We start from the raw sequence: 2,619 nt of genomic DNA, 5'->3' as shown, positions 1-2,619 counted from the left end.
GCCCCGCCGCCCGGGCCCGGGCCCGCTGCGCGCCCTTCATCGTCCACCTCCATGGGGCCCGCCACCACCCGGTGTGCCGATCCGAGAGGTAGATGTAGGTGCTGTCGTGATGGGCGCGCAGATTTCGCGACGGGTCACGCCCGGTCGAGTGACCCTTGTCGTGCAGGACCTCCGAGCCGGGCACGTAGACGTTGAGCCAGCCGGCTTTGCCGAGCCGGTCACCGAGGTCGACGTCCTCCATGTACATGAAGTACCGCTCGTCGAAACCGCCGATGGCATCGAAAGCTTTGCGGCGCAACAGAAGACACGAGCCGGAGAGCCAGCCGACCGGCCGTTCGCTGGGCTCGATGCGTTCCTGGCGGTAGGACCGGGTCCAAGGGTTGTTCTTCCAGGCGAACCCCACCACCGCGTGCATCCCGCCGCGGACCAGGCTGGGCAGGTGCCGGGCGGACGGATAGATCGCACCGTCGGGGTCGTGGATGAGCGGTCCGACCGCGGCGGCCTGCGGCCAGCGCTCGGCGGCCTCCAGCAACGCGTCGATGCTGCCGGGCGACCAGACCACGTCGGGGTTGGCGACCACGACGAATTCGCTGCCGCTCCCGGCGTCGATGGTCGCCACCGCGCGGTTGACCGCGGTGCCGTATCCCAGGTTGCCGCCGGTGCGCAGCAGTCGGGTGCCGGGGTAGCGCCGCACCGCCTCTTCGGGGGCGCCGTCGACCGAGCCGTTGTCGGCGATGATCACCTGCAGGGGAAGGTCGGTGGCCACCGTCAGCGAGGACAGGAACCGGTCGAGGTGGTTCCCCGACGAGTAGGTCACCGTGACAACGGTGAGGGCCGTCTCGTCGTTCACGGCGTCGAGGCTAACGGGGCATCGTCGGCGGGCGCCGCAAGCGCGGCCCGTAGTGCGTCCCGCCACGGACGCAGCGGCCGCAACCCCGCGCGCACCGACTCGGCCATCGACAGCGCCGAATACGCCGGGCGGCGGGCCGGGCGGGCAAACGCGTCCGTGCCGACCGCACGGACCCGGCCGGGGTCGGCACCGACCAGCGCGAACACCGCTTGGGCCTGGTCGAACCGGCTGGCTTCACCGGCGTTGGCGGCGTGCAGGATGGGCGCGTCGACGCCGCCTGCGGCCACCTGGAGCAAAGCGTCGACCAGATCCCCTGCGTAGGTGGGCGAGCCGGTCTGGTCGGACACCACGTCGAGGGTCCGGTCGGTCGCCGCCGCCCCGCGCATCACCGCCACGAAATCGGTGCCGGCGCCGCCGGTGTAGACCCACGAGGTGCGCACCACGTGCGCGTCCGGCAGTTCGGCGTGGACGGCCAGTTCCCCGTCGAGCTTGGTGCGCCCGTACACGCCCAGCGGGCCGGTCGGGTCGGAGATCTCGTAGGGTCGGCGCTCCCCGCCCTCGAAAACGCCGCTGAACACGTAGTCGGTGGAGATGTGGATCAGCCGTGCGCCGGCCGCGGCGCAGGCGCGGGCCAGGTTCCCGGGCCCGACCGCGTTGACGGCGTGGGCGGCCTCGGGTCGCGCCTCGGCGGCGTCGACGTCGGTGAACGCGGCGCAGTTGACCACCAGATCACCGGGCTGAACCATCCGGCGGGCCGCCTCTGAGTCGGTGATGTCGAACTCGCGGTGGCTCAGTGAGCGGACCTGGTACCCGTGTCGGGACGCCGCCCCGGCGAGAAGCCGCCCGACCTGGCCGCCGGCCCCAGTGATCAGCATCCGCACAACGACGAGTCTGGCACGCCGGTTCCGGCTCCCACGGATGCGCCCGGGTCACCAGTAGCCTGAGCGGGTGTCAGATGAGACTGAAGTGGCGAAAGTGACACGAGCGCGTTCGGTGGGTCAGACCGTGATGGCGGCGCTGGCCGTCATGGTCCTGCTGGGCACCGGGGTGGCGTGGGGGTCTGTTCGCAACTTCGAAAGCGGCATCTTCCATTTCACCACCGCCCTGCTCGGTGGCCGGGGCGACGATGACGGCGCCACCGACATCCTGCTGGTCGGCATGGACAGCCGCACCGACGCGCACGGCAAACCGCTCTCCGAGCAGGAACTGGCCGAACTGCACGCCGGTGACGAGACCGCGACGAACACCGACACCATCGTCCTGGTCCGCATCCCGCACAACGGCCACTCGGCCACCGCCATCTCCATCCCCCGCGACTCCTACGTGGAGGCGCCCGGCCTGGCCAAGACCAAGATCAACGGCGTCTACGGGCAGGTGAAGCTCGATCAGATGAAGGATCTCGTCGAGGGCCGGGGCATGGATTCCGCCGAGGCCGAGCCGCAGGCGGTCGAGGCAGGCCGCAATGCCCTGATCAAGACCGTCTCAGACCTCACCGGGGTGACGGTGGACCACTACGCCGAAATCGGTCTGCTGGGCTTCTCGCTGATCACCGACGCGCTCGGCGGTGTCGAGGTCTGCCTGGAAAACCCTGTCTCGGAACCTCTTTCGGGTGCCGACTTCCCCGCCGGCTGGCAGCGCCTGGACGGCCCGGAGGCATTGAGCTTCGTCCGGCAGCGCCACGACCTGCCGCGCGGCGACCTCGATCGGGTGGTGCGCCAGCAGGTGGTGATGGCGTCGCTGGCCCACGCCGTCACCTCCGGTAAGCCACT

Annotated in this window: 3 protein-coding genes; 1 reads left to right on the top strand and 2 read right to left on the bottom strand. The window is 70.6% G+C overall.

The genetic code is table 11. The features are described from left to right. The coding region (locus tag ADBZ5U_RS15725) for a glycosyltransferase family 2 protein (protein ID WP_526811751.1) at window positions 1–850 on the bottom strand (850 nt) is incomplete at its 3' end. Beyond that, a complete protein-coding gene (gene rfbD, locus ADBZ5U_RS15720) occupies window positions 847–1,725 on the bottom strand; it encodes a dTDP-4-dehydrorhamnose reductase (RefSeq protein WP_526811750.1) in 879 nt (292 codons plus the stop codon). The genes ADBZ5U_RS15725 and rfbD, both read right to left, overlap by 4 nt. 133 nt (window positions 1,726–1,858) lie before the next feature. Between rfbD and ADBZ5U_RS15715 the strand changes: the two genes are divergently transcribed. Next, window positions 1,859–2,619: LCP family protein (locus ADBZ5U_RS15715; protein WP_526811753.1), on the top strand; the 761-nt coding region annotated here is incomplete at its 3' end.

The organism is Mycobacterium sp. (assembly GCF_040398885.1).
Taxonomy (GTDB): Bacteria; Actinomycetota; Actinomycetes; order Mycobacteriales; family Mycobacteriaceae; genus Mycobacterium.
The sequence above is the reverse complement of the archived record's forward strand: the minus strand, read 5'-3'. Positions and strand labels throughout refer to the sequence as shown.

What these genes read in the sequence shown, in the direction of transcription:
- rfbD (WP_526811750.1), bottom strand. Translation starts at nt 1,725, where the DNA reads ATGCTGATCACTGGGGCCGGCGGCCAGGTCGGGCGGCTTCTCGCCGGG.